The sequence below is a fragment of the Rhizobium sp. NFACC06-2 genome, from assembly GCF_900101425.1.
In the GTDB taxonomy this organism is placed as follows: domain Bacteria; phylum Pseudomonadota; class Alphaproteobacteria; order Rhizobiales; family Rhizobiaceae; genus Agrobacterium; species Agrobacterium leguminum.
On the sequence record NZ_FMVA01000017.1, the window covers coordinates 25,738 to 45,607 of the forward strand.

Annotated in this window: 17 protein-coding genes and 1 tRNA gene; 7 read left to right on the forward strand and 11 right to left on the reverse strand. The window is 57.3% G+C overall.

Annotated elements, in window-relative coordinates; translation table 11 throughout:
- Nucleotides 1-148: 148 nt before the first annotated feature.
- Both F3H58_RS22520 and phoR read right to left on the reverse strand, forming a co-directional pair.
- Nucleotides 149-1,183, reverse strand: coding sequence for a substrate-binding domain-containing protein (locus F3H58_RS22520; RefSeq protein WP_149743842.1), 1,035 nt, complete (start codon nucleotides 1,181-1,183; stop codon nucleotides 149-151).
- Nucleotides 1,184-1,378: 195 nt separating this feature from the next.
- Complete coding sequence (gene phoR, locus F3H58_RS22525) at nucleotides 1,379-2,650, reverse strand: phosphate regulon sensor histidine kinase PhoR (protein WP_149743843.1); 1,272 nt, start codon at nucleotides 2,648-2,650, stop codon at nucleotides 1,379-1,381.
- A gap of 59 nt (nucleotides 2,651-2,709) precedes the next feature.
- Here phoR and F3H58_RS27600 point away from each other — a divergent pair, with 59 nt between their 5' ends.
- Nucleotides 2,710-2,835 (forward strand): hypothetical protein, encoded by a 126-nt coding sequence (locus F3H58_RS27600; RefSeq protein WP_286169974.1) that lies wholly within the window; start codon nucleotides 2,710-2,712, stop codon nucleotides 2,833-2,835.
- A 48-nt stretch (nucleotides 2,836-2,883) separates the two neighbouring features.
- Nucleotides 2,884-3,765, forward strand: a complete 882-nt coding sequence (ppk2, locus tag F3H58_RS22530; RefSeq protein WP_149743844.1) for a polyphosphate kinase 2 — start codon at nucleotides 2,884-2,886, stop codon at nucleotides 3,763-3,765.
- A gap of 52 nt (nucleotides 3,766-3,817) precedes the next feature.
- On the opposite strand, the gene F3H58_RS22535 is transcribed toward ppk2, so the two are convergent.
- Complete coding sequence (locus F3H58_RS22535; protein ID WP_149743845.1) at nucleotides 3,818-4,963, reverse strand: hypothetical protein; 1,146 nt, start codon at nucleotides 4,961-4,963, stop codon at nucleotides 3,818-3,820.
- A gap of 255 nt (nucleotides 4,964-5,218) precedes the next feature.
- On the opposite strand from F3H58_RS22535, the gene F3H58_RS22540 reads away from it, so the two are divergent.
- Both F3H58_RS22540 and F3H58_RS22545 read left to right on the forward strand, forming a co-directional pair.
- The gene (locus F3H58_RS22540) at nucleotides 5,219-6,181 is read left to right on the forward strand and encodes an NAD(P)H-dependent flavin oxidoreductase (protein WP_149743846.1); all 963 of its coding nucleotides are present in this window, start codon (nucleotides 5,219-5,221) and stop codon (nucleotides 6,179-6,181) included.
- A 136-nt stretch (nucleotides 6,182-6,317) separates the two neighbouring features.
- Nucleotides 6,318-6,393: transfer RNA gene (locus F3H58_RS22545), tRNA-Thr, on the forward strand.
- Nucleotides 6,394-6,662: 269 nt separating this feature from the next.
- On the opposite strand, the gene F3H58_RS22550 is transcribed toward F3H58_RS22545, so the two are convergent.
- Nucleotides 6,663-7,598, reverse strand: a complete 936-nt coding sequence (locus F3H58_RS22550) for a retron St85 family RNA-directed DNA polymerase (protein WP_149743847.1) — start codon at nucleotides 7,596-7,598, stop codon at nucleotides 6,663-6,665.
- A complete protein-coding gene (locus F3H58_RS22555) occupies nucleotides 7,598-8,503 on the reverse strand; it encodes a retron St85 family effector protein (protein ID WP_149743848.1) in 906 nt (301 codons plus the stop codon). The genes F3H58_RS22550 and F3H58_RS22555 overlap by 1 nt, the downstream gene beginning before the upstream one ends.
- A 602-nt stretch (nucleotides 8,504-9,105) precedes the next feature.
- On the opposite strand from F3H58_RS22555, the gene F3H58_RS22560 reads away from it, so the two are divergent.
- Nucleotides 9,106-9,264, forward strand: a complete 159-nt coding sequence (locus F3H58_RS22560; protein WP_020811433.1) for a YqaE/Pmp3 family membrane protein — start codon at nucleotides 9,106-9,108, stop codon at nucleotides 9,262-9,264.
- A 317-nt stretch (nucleotides 9,265-9,581) separates the two neighbouring features.
- Nucleotides 9,582-9,824, forward strand: a complete 243-nt coding sequence (locus F3H58_RS22565) for a DUF982 domain-containing protein (RefSeq protein ID WP_065654540.1) — start codon at nucleotides 9,582-9,584, stop codon at nucleotides 9,822-9,824.
- Between the two features lie 95 nt (nucleotides 9,825-9,919).
- On the opposite strand, the gene F3H58_RS22570 is transcribed toward F3H58_RS22565, so the two are convergent.
- The 6 genes from F3H58_RS22570 to F3H58_RS22595 form a co-directional block, all read right to left on the reverse strand.
- A complete protein-coding gene (locus F3H58_RS22570) occupies nucleotides 9,920-10,312 on the reverse strand; it encodes a PRC-barrel domain-containing protein (RefSeq protein ID WP_149743849.1) in 393 nt (130 codons plus the stop codon).
- Between the two features lie 130 nt (nucleotides 10,313-10,442).
- Complete coding sequence (locus F3H58_RS22575; protein WP_188129033.1) at nucleotides 10,443-11,324, reverse strand: helix-turn-helix transcriptional regulator; 882 nt, start codon at nucleotides 11,322-11,324, stop codon at nucleotides 10,443-10,445.
- Between the two features lie 109 nt (nucleotides 11,325-11,433).
- Nucleotides 11,434-13,623: a TonB-dependent siderophore receptor gene (locus F3H58_RS22580; RefSeq protein WP_149743850.1), complete on the reverse strand. Its 2,190-nt coding sequence runs from the start codon at nucleotides 13,621-13,623 to the stop codon at nucleotides 11,434-11,436.
- Nucleotides 13,624-13,802: 179 nt separating this feature from the next.
- Nucleotides 13,803-15,479: an ABC transporter permease gene (locus tag F3H58_RS22585; protein WP_149743851.1), complete on the reverse strand. Its 1,677-nt coding sequence runs from the start codon at nucleotides 15,477-15,479 to the stop codon at nucleotides 13,803-13,805.
- 73 nt (nucleotides 15,480-15,552) lie between these two features.
- Nucleotides 15,553-16,569 (reverse strand): extracellular solute-binding protein, encoded by a 1,017-nt coding sequence (locus F3H58_RS22590; RefSeq protein ID WP_149743852.1) that lies wholly within the window; start codon nucleotides 16,567-16,569, stop codon nucleotides 15,553-15,555.
- 149 nt (nucleotides 16,570-16,718) lie between these two features.
- The gene (locus tag F3H58_RS22595) at nucleotides 16,719-17,774 is read right to left on the reverse strand and encodes an ABC transporter ATP-binding protein (RefSeq protein WP_149743853.1); all 1,056 of its coding nucleotides are present in this window, start codon (nucleotides 17,772-17,774) and stop codon (nucleotides 16,719-16,721) included.
- 356 nt (nucleotides 17,775-18,130) lie between these two features.
- Between F3H58_RS22595 and F3H58_RS22600 the strand changes: the two genes are divergently transcribed.
- A complete protein-coding gene (locus tag F3H58_RS22600) occupies nucleotides 18,131-19,843 on the forward strand; it encodes a long-chain fatty acid--CoA ligase (RefSeq protein WP_149743854.1) in 1,713 nt (570 codons plus the stop codon).
- Nucleotides 19,844-19,870 lie beyond the last annotated feature (27 nt).

The window sequence follows — 19,870 nt, forward strand, 5'->3', positions numbered from 1 at the left end:
CTGGCAAGCGTCAAGGTTGATACATCCTATCCATCTGTAATCCATCGACAATCATGTGGATGGCGATGAGTAGGAACTGTCAACCGCGGACGACGGCCCAAGCGAAGCCGAATGAGGGGCACGGCAAAGCCGCACCCCTCTTTCTTCATTACATCGTGGAGCCGGCCGAGAACTTCGAGCGGATTTCTTCGCGCTCTGCGTCCGGAGCAGCAACCAGGCCGTAGTTGGCGAGCGGGGAATCCGGGCCGATCATCTCGTCGGAAACGAAGAACTCGACATATTCCTTAAGGCCCGGGATAACGCCCAGGTGAGCCTTCTTCACGTAGAAGAACAGCGGGCGGGAAACCGGGTACTTGCCGCTGGCAACGGTTTCGGTGGACGGAACGACGCCCGAAACGGTCGCGACCTTCAGACGGTCAGCGTTGTTTTCATAGAAAGCGAGGCCGAAAACGCCGAGACCGGTCTTGTTGGCGTCGATACGAGCAAGCGTTTCGGTGTAGTCGCCGTCGATGTCGACTGCAGCGCCGTCCTTGCGGACTGCAATGCACTTGGCAGCAGCCTGCTTGGCGTCAGGGACCAGTGCCTTGATGGCGTCGGTCGCCTTGGCTTCCTTGCAGCCGTCAGCCATGATCTTCTCTTCGAAGACTTCGCGGGTGCCGTGCTTGGAACCCGGGATATAAGCAGCGATCGCTACGTCAGGCAGTTCCTTGTTGATTTCCGACCACTTCTTGTAAGGGTTGGCAACGAGCTTGCCGTCCTTGACGACTTCAGCGGCGAGCGCAAGGTACAGATCCTTCGGCTCGAGCTTGATGTCCTTGTTGGAAGAGTCCATTGCGAAGACGATACCGTCGTAACCGATCTTCACTTCCTGAACGTCGGCAACGCCAGCAGCCTTACAGGCGGCCAGTTCGTCGCTCTTGATCTTGCGCGAAGCGTTTGCAATGTCGATGGTGCCTTCGCCGACGCCCGAGCAGAACGCCTTCAGACCGCCGCCCGTGCCGCCGGACTCAACAACGGGAGCCTTGAAGTTCGGAAAGGTTTCGGCAAAGGTCTCGGCAACGATCTTGGCGTAAGGCAGAACCGTGGAGGAACCGGCAACCTGGATCTGGTCGCGAGCAGCGGCGGCGCCAGCGAAGGCGACAGAAGCCACCAGAGCTGCTGCGGAAAATTTAACGATGTTCATTTGTCTCTCCCGTCGTGGGCTTTGTTGTGGACGCAGCCGATAGCGACACTCGCTCTTAGCTTGCGCTCGGCGACCTTTTCTTAACCACCGTAGCCCCATCCTTTTATGTCACTTTGACGAAAGATTTGTGACAATCTAAATTATTGATTTTATTTACAAGTATACGCGACATTAAAAGCAGATGCATATTTTATGTCAGAATCTCACAGTGAAGTCCGTGCCGCTGCCCAATTCCGATTTAATGATGAGGCGGGCGCGGTGACGGGTGAGGATGTGCTTGACGATGGCAAGTCCGAGACCCGTGCCCTTTTTCGAGCGGCTGTCGGCGACGCTGACACGATAAAAACGCTCCGTCAGGCGCGGCACATGTTCGGCGGGAATGCCCGGCCCCTTGTCGATAACGCTCACCTCCACCGGCTTGCCGGGTTCGGCCCGCAGCCAGACATCCACGACCTTGCCTTCCTGGCCGTATTTGCAAGCATTTTCAACGAGGTTCTGGAATACCTGCACCAGCTCGTCGCGGTCCCCCTGCACCTCTGCCGGCCGGTCGGGCAGGTGCAGCGTGATGGTCACATCCAGCTCGTCGGCAAGCGGCAGCAGGGTATCGCGCACATGGCCGATGACGGGAACGAGATCGACCTTCTGGTCGGGTGCAATGTTGGCCCGCAATTCCAGCCGCGACAGGGACATGAGATCGTCCACCAGCCTGCTCATGCGGGTTGCCTGATCCAGCATGATGGCGAGGAAACGTTCCTGCGCCTTCGGGTCGTTGCGTGCCGGCCCCTGCATGGTTTCGATGAAACCGCGCAGCGAAGCGAGCGGCGTGCGCAATTCGTGGCTGGCATTGGCGACGAAGTCGCTGCGCATGCGGTCGATGCGGCGAAGCTCCGAGACGTCGCGGAACGACAGGATGTAGAATGGCGGACCTGCCCCCTCTCCCACATCCGCACGGGCGATGCGGACGATGAAGACCCGTTCGGAAGGGAAGCGTTCCGAATGTTCGACCTGGTTGGGCTGGCCGGTGGTGATTGTTTCGCGAATGACATCCAGGAGGCCGGGAGAGCGCAGCCGGGCGGAAATATGCGCCCCGGCGGGCAACTGGCCGAAGGCGCGCTCGGCCGCGCCGTTCTGAAACAGCACGCTGGCGTTTCTGTCGAGAATGAAAACGGGGGTATCCAGAACCGCGAGGCCCGCCCTTACGCCGGAAATGACGCTTTCGCCGGGCACTTCTTGCTCATCTGCCTCCTCAGCCGGGCTCCCGTCCTTTGCGGGAGCCGCCGCCGGCCCCTCCCGAGCGGCGAGGATGGCAATGACGGCGCAAAGCCACAGGGCGGCGGGCATATAGGGCGTGTTGAGCTCGGCAACGGCCACGATGGCGAGCATGCTGACGATGAGAACGGGCAACCAGTTTCGGCCGAGCTTCCTTCCCAAACGCCTTAATCCACCATCGCCTTCCATGACTGCCATTTCAGCCTGCTCTTTCCACTTTCATCTGACAGCGCATCGAAATCTCATAGGCCAGCTTCATGACAGAGATTCATCATCGCGCATTTTCCACAACGTATATGCGCAAAATCGACGCCGCAATCGCTGCCGCCGCCGCAACCCTGTCAAGCGGTCCTGTTTCACTTGAATTCTGGCAATGGATGTGAACTCATTGGCGTCGAGTTGCCTTTACACAACAACAGCCGGAGGAAACCATGGGCGAAGAAACGAAGAAGCGGACGGTCGAGATCACCATTGGCGGCAAACTGCGCAGCTTCGACATCGACGATCCGGTTCTTCCTGACTGGGTTGAGGAAAAGAAACTTTCCGCAGGCGATTTTCCCTACGACAAGAAGATGAAGCGGGAGGACTACGACAGCACCCTCGAGGCGCTGCAGGTGGAGCTGGTCAAGGTGCAGTTCTGGCTGCAGGCTACCGGCAAAAGGGTCATGGCGGTTTTCGAGGGCCGCGATGCGGCGGGCAAGGGCGGCGCGATCTTCGCGACCCGGGCCTATCTCAACCCCCGCTATGCCCGCGTGGTGGCGCTGACCAAACCGACGGAAACCGAACGCGGCCAATGGTATTTCCAGCGCTATATCTCGCATTTTCCGACCGCCGGCGAATTCGTTCTCTTCGACCGCTCCTGGTATAACCGCGCAGGCGTAGAGCCGGTCATGGGTTTCTGCACGCCGGAGGAACACAAGCGTTTCCTCAAGGAGACGCCGCGCCTGGAAAAGATGCTGGTCCATGAGGACGTTCATCTGTTCAAATTCTGGCTCGACATCGGCCGCGAAACGCAGATCGAACGCTTCCATGACCGCCGCCACAGCCCGCTGAAATGCTGGAAACTTTCGGATATGGACATAGCCGCGCTGACGAAATGGGGCGACTACACGCAGAAGCGCGACGAAATGCTGGAAAAGACCCACACCGATGCCGCCCCTTGGACGGTGGTGCGCGCCAACGACAAGCGCCGCGCGCGGGTGAACCTCATCCGTCACATTCTTCTTGCGCTCGACTATGAGGGCAAGGACAAAAAGGCAATCGGCGAAATCGACGACAAAATTTTGGGATCTGGGCCGGATTTTCTCAAATAGGACCGGAAGACGCTGACAGGCGCCGCCATTGCAGGCGCCTGTCCTTTTTCCGTTACTGGCCCGGTAGAATGCGCACGGAATAAAGATTGACCGGGCGGCCGCTGCCATCGATGTCGCTGTTGATGAAGATCCTGCCCGGCGCATTGGGGGCGAGAGATCGTTCGAATGTCGTATTCAGCAGCATGTCCGCGCGCTCGGCCGTGGCGGTGAAGCGGTGGCGGGAGCAATCGCCCAATGTCGCGAAATCGCAGGCGACGGACACCTGGGTCTGACGGTCGCTGGAGGATTGCAGCGTGATCGAAATGGTCGAGGACTTGCCCGCCATATCCCGCATCACCTCCACCGGAACCTCGACGCTGACGGCACCATCCTGCGAGACACTCCTCGAGGTCACCTTTATTGCCTTGCCGGCGGGTGTGGCGATGTTTTCGACATTGGCGCGCGGGCCGGCCGAAACACCGGAACTGCCACGTTCCGCATTGAAGACTTCCACCCAGTCATCGGAAAAACCACGGCCGGCGGAAAGGCTCGGCGCAGGCTCCGTCCCGTTGAAATCCTCCGCCTGCACCTGCGCCGGCGGATTGGGCACGCTGGTATCGCGCTGCTCCGGCGACAGCAGGAGGCCTGAGGAATAGACCCACCAGGCGCCGAAACCGATAAAGGCCAGAAGAGTCACATAAATGAAAAGCCGGGCGAAAAGCCCCCGGCGCTTGCGGCGGCCAACCGCGCCTTCCGGCCGGAAGGCAAGCGAGGAGTCGCCCGCGCGGGAGCTTCTCTTCGGCGGCTTGCCATTGCGCTGCCCCGCACTCAGCGGTTCCGGAGCAGCGGCGGCGCCCGGCCGCACATCGCGCGTTTCGCCACGCAGCTCCGGCTCAACACCCATATCGCCGTGGTGGGACGGCTGCGAAACGGGATCGACGGAGTGATCGTCCTGCGCCGGACTTTCCGGTGCGGGCGGGCGCAATTGCTGCTCCACCCTGTCCAGAAGCCGGTTGCGCTCTTCATTCTCGATCTGGTGGATCAGGCCTTCAAGCCGCTGGCGCTGCTGGGAGACAATCTGCGGATCGTCTATGCCCTGCTTGCGCAGGCCCGCTTCCAGTGCCTGGCGGGAGGATTGGTAAATCCGTGCACGAACTTCGGCGTTCGATCTGTCCGATTTTTCCAGAGCATTTCTGATTGCCGTTTCCAGTCCGCTCACGACCGATCCTTGTTCTATTACGCTTTGCAAAAAATATGCGGCGCTGCGCCATGGGTTCACGATTCGGTAACGGCTATACCGCCCCTCCGCAAGCATCGTTTGTGATAAAGACCGGATTGCCTTGGGGAAAATCAATTCATTGTGGCGCTACGAACGCAGATTCGGGAGGCGAATGCCACGCTGTTTTCGCTTTCAATCTGCTGCTGAACACGATATTGACTTACGTGCGCGTAAACGTAATTCGTGGGAGGAGACATGCTACCGTCCGTGCTGAAAGACAATCTGCGTCTTCCGGTCATAGCATCACCGCTATTCATCATTTCACATCCGCAACTGACGCTGGCGCAGTGCAAGGCCGGCGTCATCGGCGCTTTCCCGGCGCTCAATGCACGGCCCGAAAGCCAGCTCGACGAGTGGCTGGCAATGATCACCGAGGAGCTTGACGTTCACAACCGGGCCAATCCCGAACGCCCCGCGGCGCCCTTCGCGGTCAACCAGATCGTCCACATGTCCAACCGGCGGCTGGAGCACGATCTCGGCCTTTGCGTGAAATACAAGGTGCCGGTGGTGATTTCTTCGCTTGGCGCGGTACCGGAGGTCAATGCGGCCGTGCATTCCTATGGCGGCATCGTGCTGCATGACGTCATCAACGACCGCCATGCCCGCTCCGCCATTCGCAAGGGCGCGGATGGGCTGATTGCGGTGGCGGCCGGTGCGGGCGGACATGCGGGCACGCTTTCGCCCTTCGCCCTCGTTCAGGAAATCCGCGAATGGTTTGACGGCCCGCTGCTCTTGGCCGGTGCTATCGCCAATGGCGGTTCCATTCTCGCGGCGCAGGCCATGGGCGCCGATATGGCCTATATCGGTTCCCCCTTCATCGCCACCGAGGAGGCGCGCGCTTCCGAAGGCTACAAGCAGGCGATTGTGGACGCGCAGGCCAAGGATATCGTTTATTCGAACTACTTCACGGGCGTGCACGGCAACTACCTGAAAAGTTCGATCGTCGCCTCCGGCATGGACCCGGACAATCTGCCCGAAGCCGACCCTTCGAAAATGGACTTCGAAACGGTCTCCGGCGGCGCCAAGGCCTGGAAAGACATCTGGGGCGCAGGGCAAGGCATCGGCGCCGTCAAGGCGGTGGAACCGGTGGCGGCGCTCGTCGATCGTCTGGCAAATGAATATGAAACAGCCAAAAAGCGCATCTGCGGGAAAGGCTGAAGTCTCCGGCAAACAATGGACAGGCAAAGCTTTTTGCGGAAATTTCAAAACCAGCACATTCAAGGCTTGAAATCCGTCAGCATTGCCTGTATCAGCCCGCCATGAAGCTGATCCGCAACAAACGGGTCACAATCGGGCCGCTTTAGCTCAGTTGGTAGAGCACGTCATTCGTAATGACGGGGTCACGTGTTCGAGTCACGTAAGCGGCACCATTTTTTTAAAATCTTCCATTAAATTCAATGATTTACAACAAAACCTTGTAGTCAAAAATACTGTCACATTATTTTCCACCCTGCCAACTTCGCCCTGACTTAAGCCTTTTCTGGCCTTTTTTGGCCTATTTCAGCCTTCTGGAGCCTTGCAGGACTATGTCACTCCACTGCCTTTGCATGTAATGCATACGGCCTGCGTGCGTTACTCGCGATACGACGAACGCCAACGACAGATTTTCTGACTCAGTTTTTTATGCTGAAAAGGCTATCTACAGCAGATTCGAAAAATGCTGTTTTCCGACAACGGTCAACATGGCATCAGCCCCATACTTACTCTTCAGGCTCTCCCAAAACTCTGGTTCAACGTCCTGAATGAATGCTAGATAGCCGCGCAACGTGGGAAGCTCGAAATTATCGAATTCTCCCTGAATAAGCTTATGGACCTGGGCTTTCACCGCTCTTTTTCGCGCACGCCCAATCGAGACCTTCCCATCTGTGGTGAGAACTAGTCCGGTGACCCGCCGCGAATAGCGTCGAGAAAGGAAAACGGTCTTGTCAGGGTTTATGCGTAAGTTGGCATAAGGATAAGTTGCAGATACCTGCTGAACTATGGCGAGCACGTCAGTCAAATTGTCCGGCTTATTGCTGGAGAAGAAGAGATCGTCAGCATAGCGTGTGTAAATCAGATTTTTGCGATCTGCGAATTCGGCAATTTGACTATCGAAAAAATGCATCATCGCATTAGTCAATATCGGAGACGACGGCGCACCAATGGTAAGCTGACCGTGGCGCGACACAATCCTACTGAGAAATGAAATGTCACGGTTGGTTAACCCAATTGACCGATCTCTTTCAACCGCCGCCAGAAATAGCTCAACGTGTTCACGAGAGAAGCTAGGAAAGAAATCTGAGAAATCGATACGGAGGGTGAATTTGCTACCCGCATGGAGTTCGGCGTTTTTCCTAATACTCGCACCACGCACATAGGCTTGCGCAGCTACGTGGACCGGAAGTCGGCGAAGCAGAAATTTGCTGACCCACCGTTGAATACTCTTAATGCTCTTGCTCGGATGATGGATTGTCCGAGTGGCACCGTTCCGTTTCGGTATATCATACGTTTTATATCGCTTGGACGCAGTCAGGGCCAACCACTCTAGGCTGACATCATTCATCCCTGATTGCTTGATAAGGGCCTCGATCAACATTAGAGGCCTCCGATCAATGCATTAAAATCTGGATCGTCCAGATACAGGTTCGCAAGCTCTAGCTTTATCTCGTTGTATTCAGACACCTTTCCGTCAGAGACATCGAGAAGAACACCTTTGTCAGGATTAGCCCGCAAATGACCAAACTCACCATACTCAAGTAGGTACTTGGAGCCTACTAAGATGGATGCGATCTGATGAAGCTTTGAGACGGACAAATGTCCTTCGGACATGCCTCGAAATATGAACTTCAGGTCCTCAATAGTTGCAACGGTCAGGACGCGCACAATTTCATGAACCAAACAAAACAACTCAAAATCTGATAGCTCCGAAAGCTCGTTCCACCGAAGTTGTTTTAGCGTCTTTTTCAACGTCACTCGCTTCAAACGCTCTACCACAACATCGAACTTTGGATTGGAATAGCTCATTTGAATTACGGGATAGAAGATCGATGCCTGTCCGATTTTTTTCGCCGGGCCGAGCGATATGAAACTGTCATCGCGTTGCCTGTCGGAATCGAGAACAAGAATTATTCGCCTGCAGAGGTCTTCTTTCGCTGAAAAATATCCTGTTTCAGCAAAAGACCCGGGAGCCTCAGGGAAGATAATTATCGCCCTGCTTAAACTCCCTATCAATGCTTCGAAATCGGTAATATCAAATGGCTCTGGGAACCCGCTGGAAAATAAGTTCTCCATCGCAAATTCTGGCTGAAAAATATCGTAATCAGGAGCGTGATCTGCGGCAAAAACTTTGAACAGACTACGCATGTCAGTCGCGGCATTGCCACCGCAAACGAACACGACATTGCTCTCTCGCTGTACCTTGAATGCTTCCTTGAGAAAAAGGAGCACCCGCCGACGAAGTCCTTTTTGAGCTTCGCTGATTAACGGGTGATCCAATTCCAATGACCCCTTACTTTAAGCGGCCGGCTTCGGGAATCCGAGGTGGTGCCGAGCGCATGCCGGTGCCGCCTCGGATTCCCGAAGCCGGCGCCCAATGTCGCACAATAAGATTCAGCCTGGCTAAACACCCGGCATAGAGTGAGCTGTAGCTACACACACCCAACTAAGAGGCGATATTGATAATATCAGAGATTCGCCGGTTGCCAATTAAAGAAAAGCTCAATGCAATTTTTAGATGTGGAAATTTTTACCCACCCTCAAGAATCCCTCTTGTGAATGCGTATTTTCAAGCATGCATAGTTATGATAACTGACAATCTAATACATGATGTGTGATTTTGCGTCTGCCTACAGATGCATACAGTCAAAAAAAGAATCATATAAATCAATGCAATAGAAACTCTGTCATAAGCTTCGTAATAACAGGGTCACGTGGTCGAGTCACGTAAGCGGAACCATTTTTATTCCTTAAGTCAATCAATGCACGATCACTGTTCACGAGTTGATCATTGTTTGCCGTCCTTCCCTTGTACTGAAAACGTTTGAAACAAACTCGCCTTCCCGGACGTTGATCGCCGAATCTTGTTAACTGGAAAGCCTGTCATCGTGGACGTCATTCGTATCCTGATCGCCATCATCCTTCCGCCCGTCGGCGTGTTTCTTCAGGTCGGGCTCGGCTTGCATTTCTGGCTGAATATTCTCCTGACGCTGTGCGGTTATGTTCCCGGCATTATCCACGCGATCTGGGTGATCCTGCGGAGGTGATATCCTCTCTCACCGGCGATGGGACGTCCGCAACATTTTAGTACGTGATTAAATTCTCATTGGCTGCTGGAACCTCGTCTTCTCCCTCACGTTATGGTGATGACACCAGCCAAGGAGAAAATCATGAATCAGATCATCTACATCGTCGGTCTTGTCGTCATCGTTCTGGCGATCCTGTCGTTTTTCGGCTTCCGCTGATCCCCGTTGTCAATTCGATTGCTTGCGCATATCCTAAGCAGCAGTGACACACGACTGCGTTCATGGGTTGCTTCGCTGTCGAGTGTATTTCGGGATCGCGTTGCTCTGGGAGGTGCACGATGAAGAACGAGAGATGGACAGAGCCTGTCGAGGTCAATCTCGAGGCGAATGGCAAGAGCGTCATCGCCGGCCCCTTCGAAGCGTTGACATTATTGACGGAAGGCTGGCCCAAAACTGGCGGATTGAGCTTCGTGAGAGCGAGAAGCGCCTGCCGTGCCGCCCTTGACGGCCGTAAATCGCCCGAAGAAGCGCGCAAGTGCTTCACCGACGCGGTTTCCGAGATGCAGAAAAACCCGCATTGACGCACCCAAAAGAGAACGGCTCCCGAAAAGGAGCCGTTCTTTTATTTGCGACGCTTTCGGCGATCGATGGGCCGGAAGCGCTTTTTCTCTCGGCGTTACATCCAATAGGGTGCGACGCCGTAATAATCATAGACCTTGCTGTCCTTGGCGTTCAGCAGGTCGTTATCATCGAGATTGGCGAAGTGCGGCGCGTTTTCGATCTCTTCCTTGGTGAGATCGATGCGGTAGCCGTCGAGTTCTTCGTCGTAGTGCAGCTTTTCCCAGGGCAGCGGATAATAGTCGTCACCGATGCCGAGGAAGCCGCCGAAGCTCAAGACAGCATAGGCAACGCGCCCGCCGCGCTTTTCCAGAATGATGCGCTGGATCGAGCCAATATGCTTGCCGTCGGCGCCATAAACACGCGTGCCTTCCACCTTGTCGCTGGCGATCAGGCTCGGCGTATCCTTGACATAGGGGTCCTGTCCGGCGCGGGGTTCCTGATGCATCATCTGCCTTTCCTCCTTGATTTTCCTCGTTTGTGTCACGTCTGGTAAACCCCTCGACGGACAATTCGTTCCGCGGCGTTTCAGGCGCTTCGGCGGGAATTTTTTTGAAGGAGAACGGAACGAAAACGCGTCTTTATTGGCGGATTTTCTGCCAGACGGAGGGAGAAACACCGACCATCTTGCGAAAGACACGGGAGAAATGCGCCTGATCCGAAAAACCGGCGGCAATGGCGATGTCGGTCAGTGCCATGTCGGTCCGCATCATCAGTTCCTTCACGTGATCAATGCGCGCCTGCATCTGCCATTGGTGGGGCGGCACGCCGGTGGAGGCCTTGAAGGCATGGCTGAAATGCGATTGCGACAGGTTGGTGAGTTCCGCAAGTTCCTCCAGCCGGATCGACCGCAGGCAATGTTCGCGAATGTAATCCGTGGCCGCCCTCAACTGCCAGGCGGCGAGCTTGCTGCGTTTTTTGACCGGCTCCCGCTTCACTTTCAGGAAATCCGTCAATAGCGCCAGCACGAGGCTTTCGCCATAAAGGTCATGCAGCGGATCGGGATTATCGCATTCGGCGGCAATCAGTCGCGCCAGCGCCAGCAGGCGCTCATCCTCGAACATCAGATGCGGATCGAGCAGGCTGTGCGGGTCGAAGCCCTGCACCAGCCGGGCACCCAGCAATCCCGCATCGAAATGCAGATCGAGGTGGCGCACGAAGGAGACGTTGCTCAGTTCGGCATGCACATCCAGATCGGCGGGCACGAAGGAAATACGGTTCGCCTTTGACGAGCTGTAATTGTCGCGACGGCAGCGGTTCATCATGAACCGGCCGTCATCCGTCCCGTCCATATCCAGCAGGAAAACGAAACGCGGATCCTTGCCGACATAACGGCCGCCGGCCTTCGGGGCACAACGCACATCCCAGAGATCGGCGACGATGCCGTTCCAGACCCGCGAGCGCGGCCCGCCAATGACGGCAAAACCCTCGATCTCATTTTCCATCCGCACGCGGAAAGCCATGGCCTCTCGATCCGACAGGGCGCCATGGCGCCACTATAAACATGATAAATCTATTCATGTTTATAGTGGCAAACTGCTTTCCCCGCAACTGCCGGCCTTCAGCCAACTCTTACCACTTCTTGGAAAGCTTGAAGGTGATGGTGCGGCTATCGCCCCAGCCGCAGACGGAGACGCCGGCGCAGCTCTTCACATATTCCTTGTCGAAGACATTGGCGACGTTGATCGATGCGGTCCAGTCGTTCTTCTCATAGCGGATTGCGGCGTCGAAGACGGCAGCATCCGGAACGCGCAACGTATTTGCCTCATCCGCCCAGGACTTGCCCTGATACCGCACGCCGCCGCCGAGGCTCAGGCCTTCCAGCGCGTCTGTGGTGAAGGCATAGTCCAGCCACAGCGAGGCGGTGTGGGCGGGCACGATCCATGGCGATTTGCCAATCAGATTGGGATTGGCATCGCGAGTAATCTCGAGATCCGTATAGGAATAGGAGGCGAGCGCCTTCCAGTTCTCGCTGAGATTGGCCTTGGCCTCCAGCTCGAAGCCGGTGGATTCCACCTGCCCGAACTGACCGCTCGTGGTCACACCACCGGCCGTATAGGAAACGATGGCATTGTCCTTGACCAGCTTGAAGACGGAGGCCGTGATGCTGCCGTCGAAGAAGGTCGGCTCATATTTGATACCAGCCTCGAACTGGTGTCCCTCTTCCGGCGAAGCGGGAGTGCCATCCGCAAGCGTATCGATGAGCGGATTGAAGAAAGTGGCGGCCGAGACATAGGGTGTCAGGCCATTGTCGAATTCATAGGCGAGACCGGCGCGGCCGCTCAGCGCATCGTCATTCGAGCGGCGGGAGAGGCCCGCCGGGAGCCTGTTGTTCAGCTCGGTGTCGACATAGTCGTAACGGCCATTCAGCGTGACCAGCCAGCCATCGCCGAAACGCAGCTGGTCCTGCGCGTAAATGCCGATCTGCTGCTGGGTCACGATATTGTCGGCATAAACGAAATTCGTTCCCTGCGTGGAGCCATAGACCGGGTTGAGCGCACCGATTGCATTCGATCCGCAGCAGGCCTGCACCTGGTCCAGCCGGTAATATTTATAGTCGAGACCGAAAAGCAACGAATGGTTGACCGCGCCTGTATCGAACTGGCCTTCGACCCGATTATCCACGCCGAAACTGTCGACTTTCGACACGCCATCGTAACCGAAGCGGGTCAACATATAGTCGTTGGTGGTGGCATCGAGGATCGGCTGGCCGTTTGCGTCTGTATTGGCCCAGCCACCGGCATAGGGTCCGGTTTCGTGCTTGTAGAGGTGGCCATAGCGGGCGTTCTGGCTGATCTTCCAGCCATTGTCGAATTCGTGGCTGACCTCGTAACCCACCATGGACTGGTAGACGCGGCCATTGTCGATATCCGGCTCGCCATAAAAGGCCTTTCGGTCGAGCTTGCCGAAGGGCGCGTCGACCACGGTGCCGACATAGGGCAGGAAACCGTTGCCGATATGAACCTGGTCGAGCGCCGAGAAATAACCGTAAAGCGTGGCACTCGTCTGCGCGTCCGGCTCGAAGGTGATCTGCGGCATGATGAAGCCGCGCAAATCCTCGGAATAATCGGTGTAATTGTCGCCGCCGGAGACCTTGCCGGTGACGCGATATTTCCACACGCCTTCACCATCGACCTTGTCGCCGAGATCGAAACCGAAGAAGGCATTGCCGAAATTATTGATGCCGATTTCCGTTTCGCGCACCGGCTCATCCTGCGTGCGCTTGCGGACCATCTGCACGATACCGCCGGGATTGGCGCCGCCATAAAGCACCGAGGCGGGGCCTTTCAGAACTTCCACGCGCTCCAGACCGTAGGCATCCATCTGGAAACCGCCGAAACCGTAGCTGAACAGGTTCAGACCATCCAGAAACACGCCGGTCTGGGTGGCCTGAAAACCACGGATGTAAATCCAGTCCGTATCCGGGTCCGTACCGAAGGGCTCCGCCGTCACACCGGGGGTGTAACGCAGTACCTCGTCGATTTTCGTCACTGCGCCGCGGTCATCCATTTCCTGGCGGCCGACGACCGATACGGATTGCGGAATATCCCTGGTTTCCGTCTCGGTTTTCGAACCGGTCGCGCTTTTCTTCGCGACATAACCCCGGACCGGACCCGTCGCGTTTTCCGCGCCCTGCCCTTCAACGGTAATCTGCTGCAGAACGGTCGTGTCCTGCGCGTGACCCATCGCTGGCGCCAGCAAAACAACGGCGGCCGTGCCCAAAGCCAGACGGCTCAAAAACATCCCATGCAAATTTTTCAAGATATGCCCCGAAACAGATCGCGGCCGATGTCCAAATTCGACAGGCCGCGGCACCTCAATTAAGCTGAGTATTTACATCAGGATTAAGGCAGGATGCTTGTCGTTTTCTGGCGGGATTTGAAGCTTATTGGCCTCTCGCACAGTTTTGCGTCCATCATTTATCAAGCAGGGCTTCGATATCAACCCTTGCGCCGGCCGATCCTTGCAAGCTGCATGACCGGAAGCATGCCGATGACGACGATTGCCAGCGCTGCGATTGCCGCCTCCTCATAGGTGCCGCGCGCCGCTTCGCCATAAAGATGGGTAGCGAAGGTTTCGAAATTCAGCGGCCTCAACAGAAGCGTGGCGGGAAGCTCCTTGACGCAATCGACAAAGATCAGCAGCGCCGCTGCCGCAAGCGACGCCTTGGATAGCGGCAGATGAATCTGGCGGAATGTCTGCGTCGCGGATCGCCCGAGCGTTCGCGAGGCGTGATCGAAGGATTGCGGTATGCGGCTGAGGCCGGCATCCACACCGCCCGCCGCAATGGTGAGGAAACGCGCCGAATAGGCATAGATCAGCGCGGCACCGCTGCCGATGAAGATGAGGCCGGTAGAGATGCCGAACCAGTCACGCATGGTCTGGTCGACAAACCGGTCGAAGCCGCCAAGCGCGATCAGCACGCCGATGGCGATGACCGTGCCGGGGGCCGCATATCCGACCGTCGAAAGGCGATAGGACCAGAGCGAGAGACGCCCCGGTGCAAGGCGCATGGCGTAAGCAACCGCGAGGCCGAGGATAAGGGTGATAACCGTCGCCAGGCCGGCAAAGACGATGGTGTTCAGAGCCTCATCGGCAAAGCGGGCGGAGAGGCCGCTGAAACGGAACCGTTTCCATGCCTCGATGACGAGATAGCTGGCCGGCGCCACAAAGCCGATCAGGACCGGCAGGCCGCCGAGTACGAAAGCGGCCCAGCCCTTCAGGCCGTTGAGCCGCAGCGGCTCCAGTTCCCTGCTTTTCTGCGCCGAAACGGCATAACGCTGCCTGCGCCGCGCCCAGCGCTCCAGCGCCACGAGGGCGACAACGATGAACAGCATGGAAAGCGCGATCTGCGCCGCACCCGGCAGGTCGGATTTCGTGACCCAAGTGGTGTAGACGGAAACGGTGAGGGTGCGGACGCCGAGGAATTCCGATGCGCCTATATCGTTCAGCGCTTCCATCAAGGCAAGGCTGATGCCGACCGCAATCGCCGGGCGCGCCAGCGGCACCGCGACCTTGAAGAAGGCTGTGCGTCTGGAAACGCCGAGCGTTCGTGCCGCTTCCAGCAGGTTGCCCGCCTGCGTCAGGAACATGGCGCGGACGGGAATATAGACATAGGGAAACAGCACGAAGCCGAGAAGGACGATGCAGCCCGTCATGGACCTTATGTCCGGCAGACGAAATTCACGCGGGCTGGAATAACCGAGCAGCCAGCGGAGCGCGCCCTGCACCGGGCCGATGGGATGCAGAATATCCAGATAGGCGTAAGCCACGATATAGGTGGGCATGGCCAGCGGCAGCAGCAGCGCCCATTCCAATATTTTGCGGCCAGGAAAATCATAGGCAGTGACCAGCCAGGCGGCATAGGTTCCGACGACGCCGGCCAGCAACCCGACCCCGGCGAGAAGGATCGCCGTATCCGGAAGCGCCGTCCAGAGCACGGTCGAGCCGAGATGCGCCCACAGGCCTTCAGAACCCTGCAACGCCTGCGATACAAGCGCTAGAACCGGCACCATGGCGCCGCAGACCGCCAGCACGGAAAGGCACAGCCACCAGAAGGAGGATGAAAACCTGGCTCGGGCACGAGGTGTCAGTGGCTGGATGGCGTCTGGATTCATGTGCTTCTAGAAAATACGCGGAAAGGCGCCCGCGAATGCGAACGCCTTCCACCATGTTATCGCTGATTGGCCCTTACTTGTCGAAACCGACCTTGTCGACCAGCTCGCTCGCCTGTTTGCGGTGCGAGACGATTTCCGTCAGCGGCTTGTTATCGATCTTCAGCGTGCCGAAGGAAGCGACGATCTCGTTGAGAGCCGCACCCTGCTTGACCGGATATTCGTAGTTGGCTTCAGCATAGATCTTCTGGGCTTCGTCGGAGACGAGATATTCCAGCAGCTTGACGGCTTCCGCCTTGTTCGGTGCATTCTTGGCCACGGCCGCGCCGCTGATATTGACCTGCGTGCCGCCATTCTTGAAGGTCGGCAGAACCACCTTGATGGCGTCGCCCCACTTCACCTGCTCCTCGCCGCCCTTGCCCGAGCGCATCAGACCGACATAATAGGAGTTGGCGATGCCGATATCGCAAATGCCGCCGAGGATATCCTTGGCAACGTCACGGTCGCCGCCGCCTGCCTTGCGGGCCAGGTTTTCCTTGACGCCGGCAAGCCACTTCTCGGTGTCCGCAGCGCCGTAATGGGCGATGTAGTCGGCAAAGAGCGCCGTGTTATAGGGGTGCTGGCCGGCGCGAATGCAGACCTTGCCCTTCCACTTCGCATCCGCCAGATCTTCATAGTTGAAGGAGGCGAGATCGACATCCTTCGCCGCATAAAGAACGCGGGCGCGCATGGAGAGTGCGAACCAATGGCCCTTGGCGTCGCGAAGTTCAGCCGGAATGGCCTTGGTCAGGGTTTCGGATTCGACTGCCTGGGTGACGCCCTTTTCAGCGAGATCGACGAGGTTGCCGGCATCCACCGTCATCAGAACGTCGGCAGGCGAGCTTGCGCCCTCGCTCAGAACGCGCTCGGCAAGACCGTCCTTCAGGAACACGGTGTTGACCTTGACGCCGCTCGAGGCGGTGAAGGATTCCAGCAGCGGCTGGATCAGGCCCGGTTCGCGGGTGGTGTAAATGTTGAGTTCCGCAGCGCTGGCCGTTCCGGCCGCAAAGGCAACCGTGCTGGCAAGCAGGGCAAATCTGGTAAATTTCGTCATGTTTTGTCTCCCTCTCCGATAGCGGCAATATAGAGGGAGCAGACATCATACCTGATGACCCAAATCAAGTTTTATTTCTCTGTTTTTCGGGCGGATTGGATCACCAAGAGTTGAAAATGGAGCGGAAATAAACATACAAATCCGCTCACTCAACTTGCAGTAAATATCAGCACTCCCTTGGGGTCGATACCGAAGCGCACCGCTGTCGTCCGGGCGGGTGTGCGCTGCATCGTCCTCACACGCAGATCTGCCGACAGTCCGGGCACGGCTATGCCAAGCTGCTCGATTTCCCCGAGGAAGACACGGCTCGATATTTCGCCGGCAATTCCTTCTTTCGCCGCACCGTCCTCGATGATCGAAATCGCATTTGGGCGAACATAGGCAACGGCAGCGAGACCGTCAGGCAGATCGGACGCATCGCCCAGAAGCCCGAGCGGCGTTTCGACGCGGCCCTGTCTTACCCGGCCTTCGATCTTGTTGAAGGCGCAGAAAAAATCGGCGGCATAACGGGTCTTGGGATGATCGTGAATTTCGTAACCCGTGCCGCTCTGCACGATGCGCCCGCGCTGCATCAGAACCACGCGGTCGCCTGCCGAAAGCGCCTCTTCCGGATCATGCGTCACCATGATCGCCGTCGTGCCCAGTTGCCGCAACAGGCCGAGCGTTTCCTCGCGCACGCTGTCGCGCAATCCCCTGTCCAGATTGGAAAAGGGCTCGTCCATCAGGAGCAGGCCGGGCTGCGGGGCAAGCGCGCGGGCAAGCGCCACACGCTGCTGCTCGCCGCCAGACAGCGTATGCGGATAACGTTTCGCCAGTTCCTGCAGGTGAACATGTTCTATCATCTCGGCAGCGCGGCGGCGGGCTTCCACCTTCGACAGAGATCGAAGACCGAACATGACATTCTGCTCGACGGTCAGATGCGGAAACAGCGCATAATCCTGAAAGACAAAACCGATATTGCGCTTTTCCGGCTCAATGAAAACAGCAGGACCGGCAACAACAGCGCCGTTCAGGGAAACGCTGCCATGGTCCGGCGTCTCCACGCCCGCCACGATGCGCAGCAGGGTCGATTTTCCACAGCCGGAGCGCCCCACCAGACAAATGATTTCGCCGCGTTCAACGGAAAGATCGATATCGGACAGCACTTCCGTCTCGCCGAATCTCTTCCCGACCGATTTCAGTTCAAGCGCTGCCCTGCCTGCCATTTCCAATCCTGCCCTGCGTTGCGAATTATGTTGATCGCTCAAATCAGGATTAAAGTCAAAAAAGCCGGGCAAAATGCTTTCCCTTCACGAGTTGGCGAGATGTGAGGCAGCAATATTGACGTTTACGTTAGAGTTAAATAGGTTGCCTACGAGATGGACGTCAAGGGATTAGGCGTCTATCATTCGTCACCGGGGAGCGAGAGGAGCGGTCGATCCGGTGACGCCACATGAGGTTCCCTCAACCCGGCCGATTGAGCCGGCTGAATGCGGGAGCTTTGTGAACATCAGGCAGCCGAAAGCGCCCTTCACGCGTTTCAAGGAATGCGCGGCGCGACAAAGACTCTGGGAGGAGAAGCATGAGTGAACTGTCCCTGGGACACCCGGAAAATGTCAGCGCAGAGAAGCGTTGGCTGGCATCCTATCCGCCGGGCGTACCTTCCGAAATCCCCGCATCCGCCCATGCCTCCCTTGTCGAACTTCTCGAAAAGAGCTGTGCGCAATTTGCCGACCGCAAGGCCTTTTCCAGCATGGGAAAGTCCCTGACATATCGGGAACTGGACGCTGAAACCCGCGCGGTCGCTGCCTGGCTGCAATCCAGAGGGCTGGAAAAAGGCGACCGGGTTGCCGTGATGATGCCGAATATCCTGCAAAATCCCGTCGCGGTATACGGGATCCTGCGGGCGGGCATGATCGTGGTCAATGTCAATCCGCTCTACACCCCGCGCGAACTGGAACATCAGCTCAAGGATTCCGGCGCAAAGGCGATCTTCGTTCTGGAAAACTTCGCCCATGTGGCCCAGCAGGCGGTGCCTAAAACCGCGGTGCGGCATGTGGTCGTCGCGGCGATGGGCGATCTCCTCGGCCTGAAGGGACATATCGTCAATCTGGTGGTTCGCAAGGTCAAGAAACTGGTGCCTGCCTATACCATCCCCGGTTCCATCAGCTTCAAGGCCATGCTGAAGGAAGGTCAGGGTTTCTCGCTGAGGCCTGTCAGCCTCACGGCGCAGGACATTGCCTTCCTGCAATATACCGGCGGCACAACCGGCGTATCCAAGGGTGCGGTTCTCACCCATGCCAATCTTCTGGCCAACAAGCTTCAGATCAGCCTGTGGCTGGACGCCGCCTTCAACGGCCGAAAGGACCGCCCGGAAGTTCTCAACTTCATCTGCGCGCTGCCGCTCTGCCACATCTTCGCATTGACGGTGAATTCGCTGATGGGCATTGCGCTCGGCGGTCATAATCTGCTGATCGCCAATCCGCGCGATATTCCCGGCTTCGTGAAGGAGCTGACGCATTATCAGCCGCATATTTTCCCCGGCATCAACACGCTTTTCAACGCGCTGATGAACAATGAGGATTTCCGCAAGCTCGATCTGTCGTCGCTTATTCTGGTTCTCGGCGGCGGCATGGCGGTGCAAAGGCCGGTTGCGGAACGCTGGCTTTCCATCGTCGGTTGCCCGATTGCCGAAGGCTACGGCCTCTCCGAGACGTCCCCGGTCGCCACCGTCAACCGCCTCGATTCCACGGAATTCAGCGGCACCATCGGCCTGCCCATCTCCTCGACGGAAATCGATATTCGCGATGAGGACGGCAACAGCCTGCCGACAGGCGAAGTCGGCGAGATCTGCATTCGCGGACCGCAGGTCATGGCAGGCTATTGGCAGCGGCCGGATGAAACCGCAAAAGCCATGACCGCCGACGGCTTCTTCCGTTCCGGCGACATGGGTTTCATGGACGAGCGCGGTTACACCAAGATCGTCGACCGCAAGAAGGACATGATCCTCGTTTCCGGTTTCAACGTCTATCCGAACGAGGTGGAAGAAGTGGCCGCCAGCCATCCGGGCGTGCTGGAATGCGCCGCCATCGGTGTTCCGGATGAACATTCCGGCGAAACCGTAAAGCTTTTCGTGGTCAAGAAGGACCAGTCGCTCACGGAAGCGGAGCTCAAGGCCTTTTGCGCCAAGAACCTGACGAACTACAAAAGGCCGAAAATCATCGAGTTCCGTACCGAGTTGCCGAAATCGAATGTCGGCAAAATCTTGCGGCGCGAATTGCGCAATCTGAACTGATTGTCTCGCGCAATGGGGAGAGCCGGG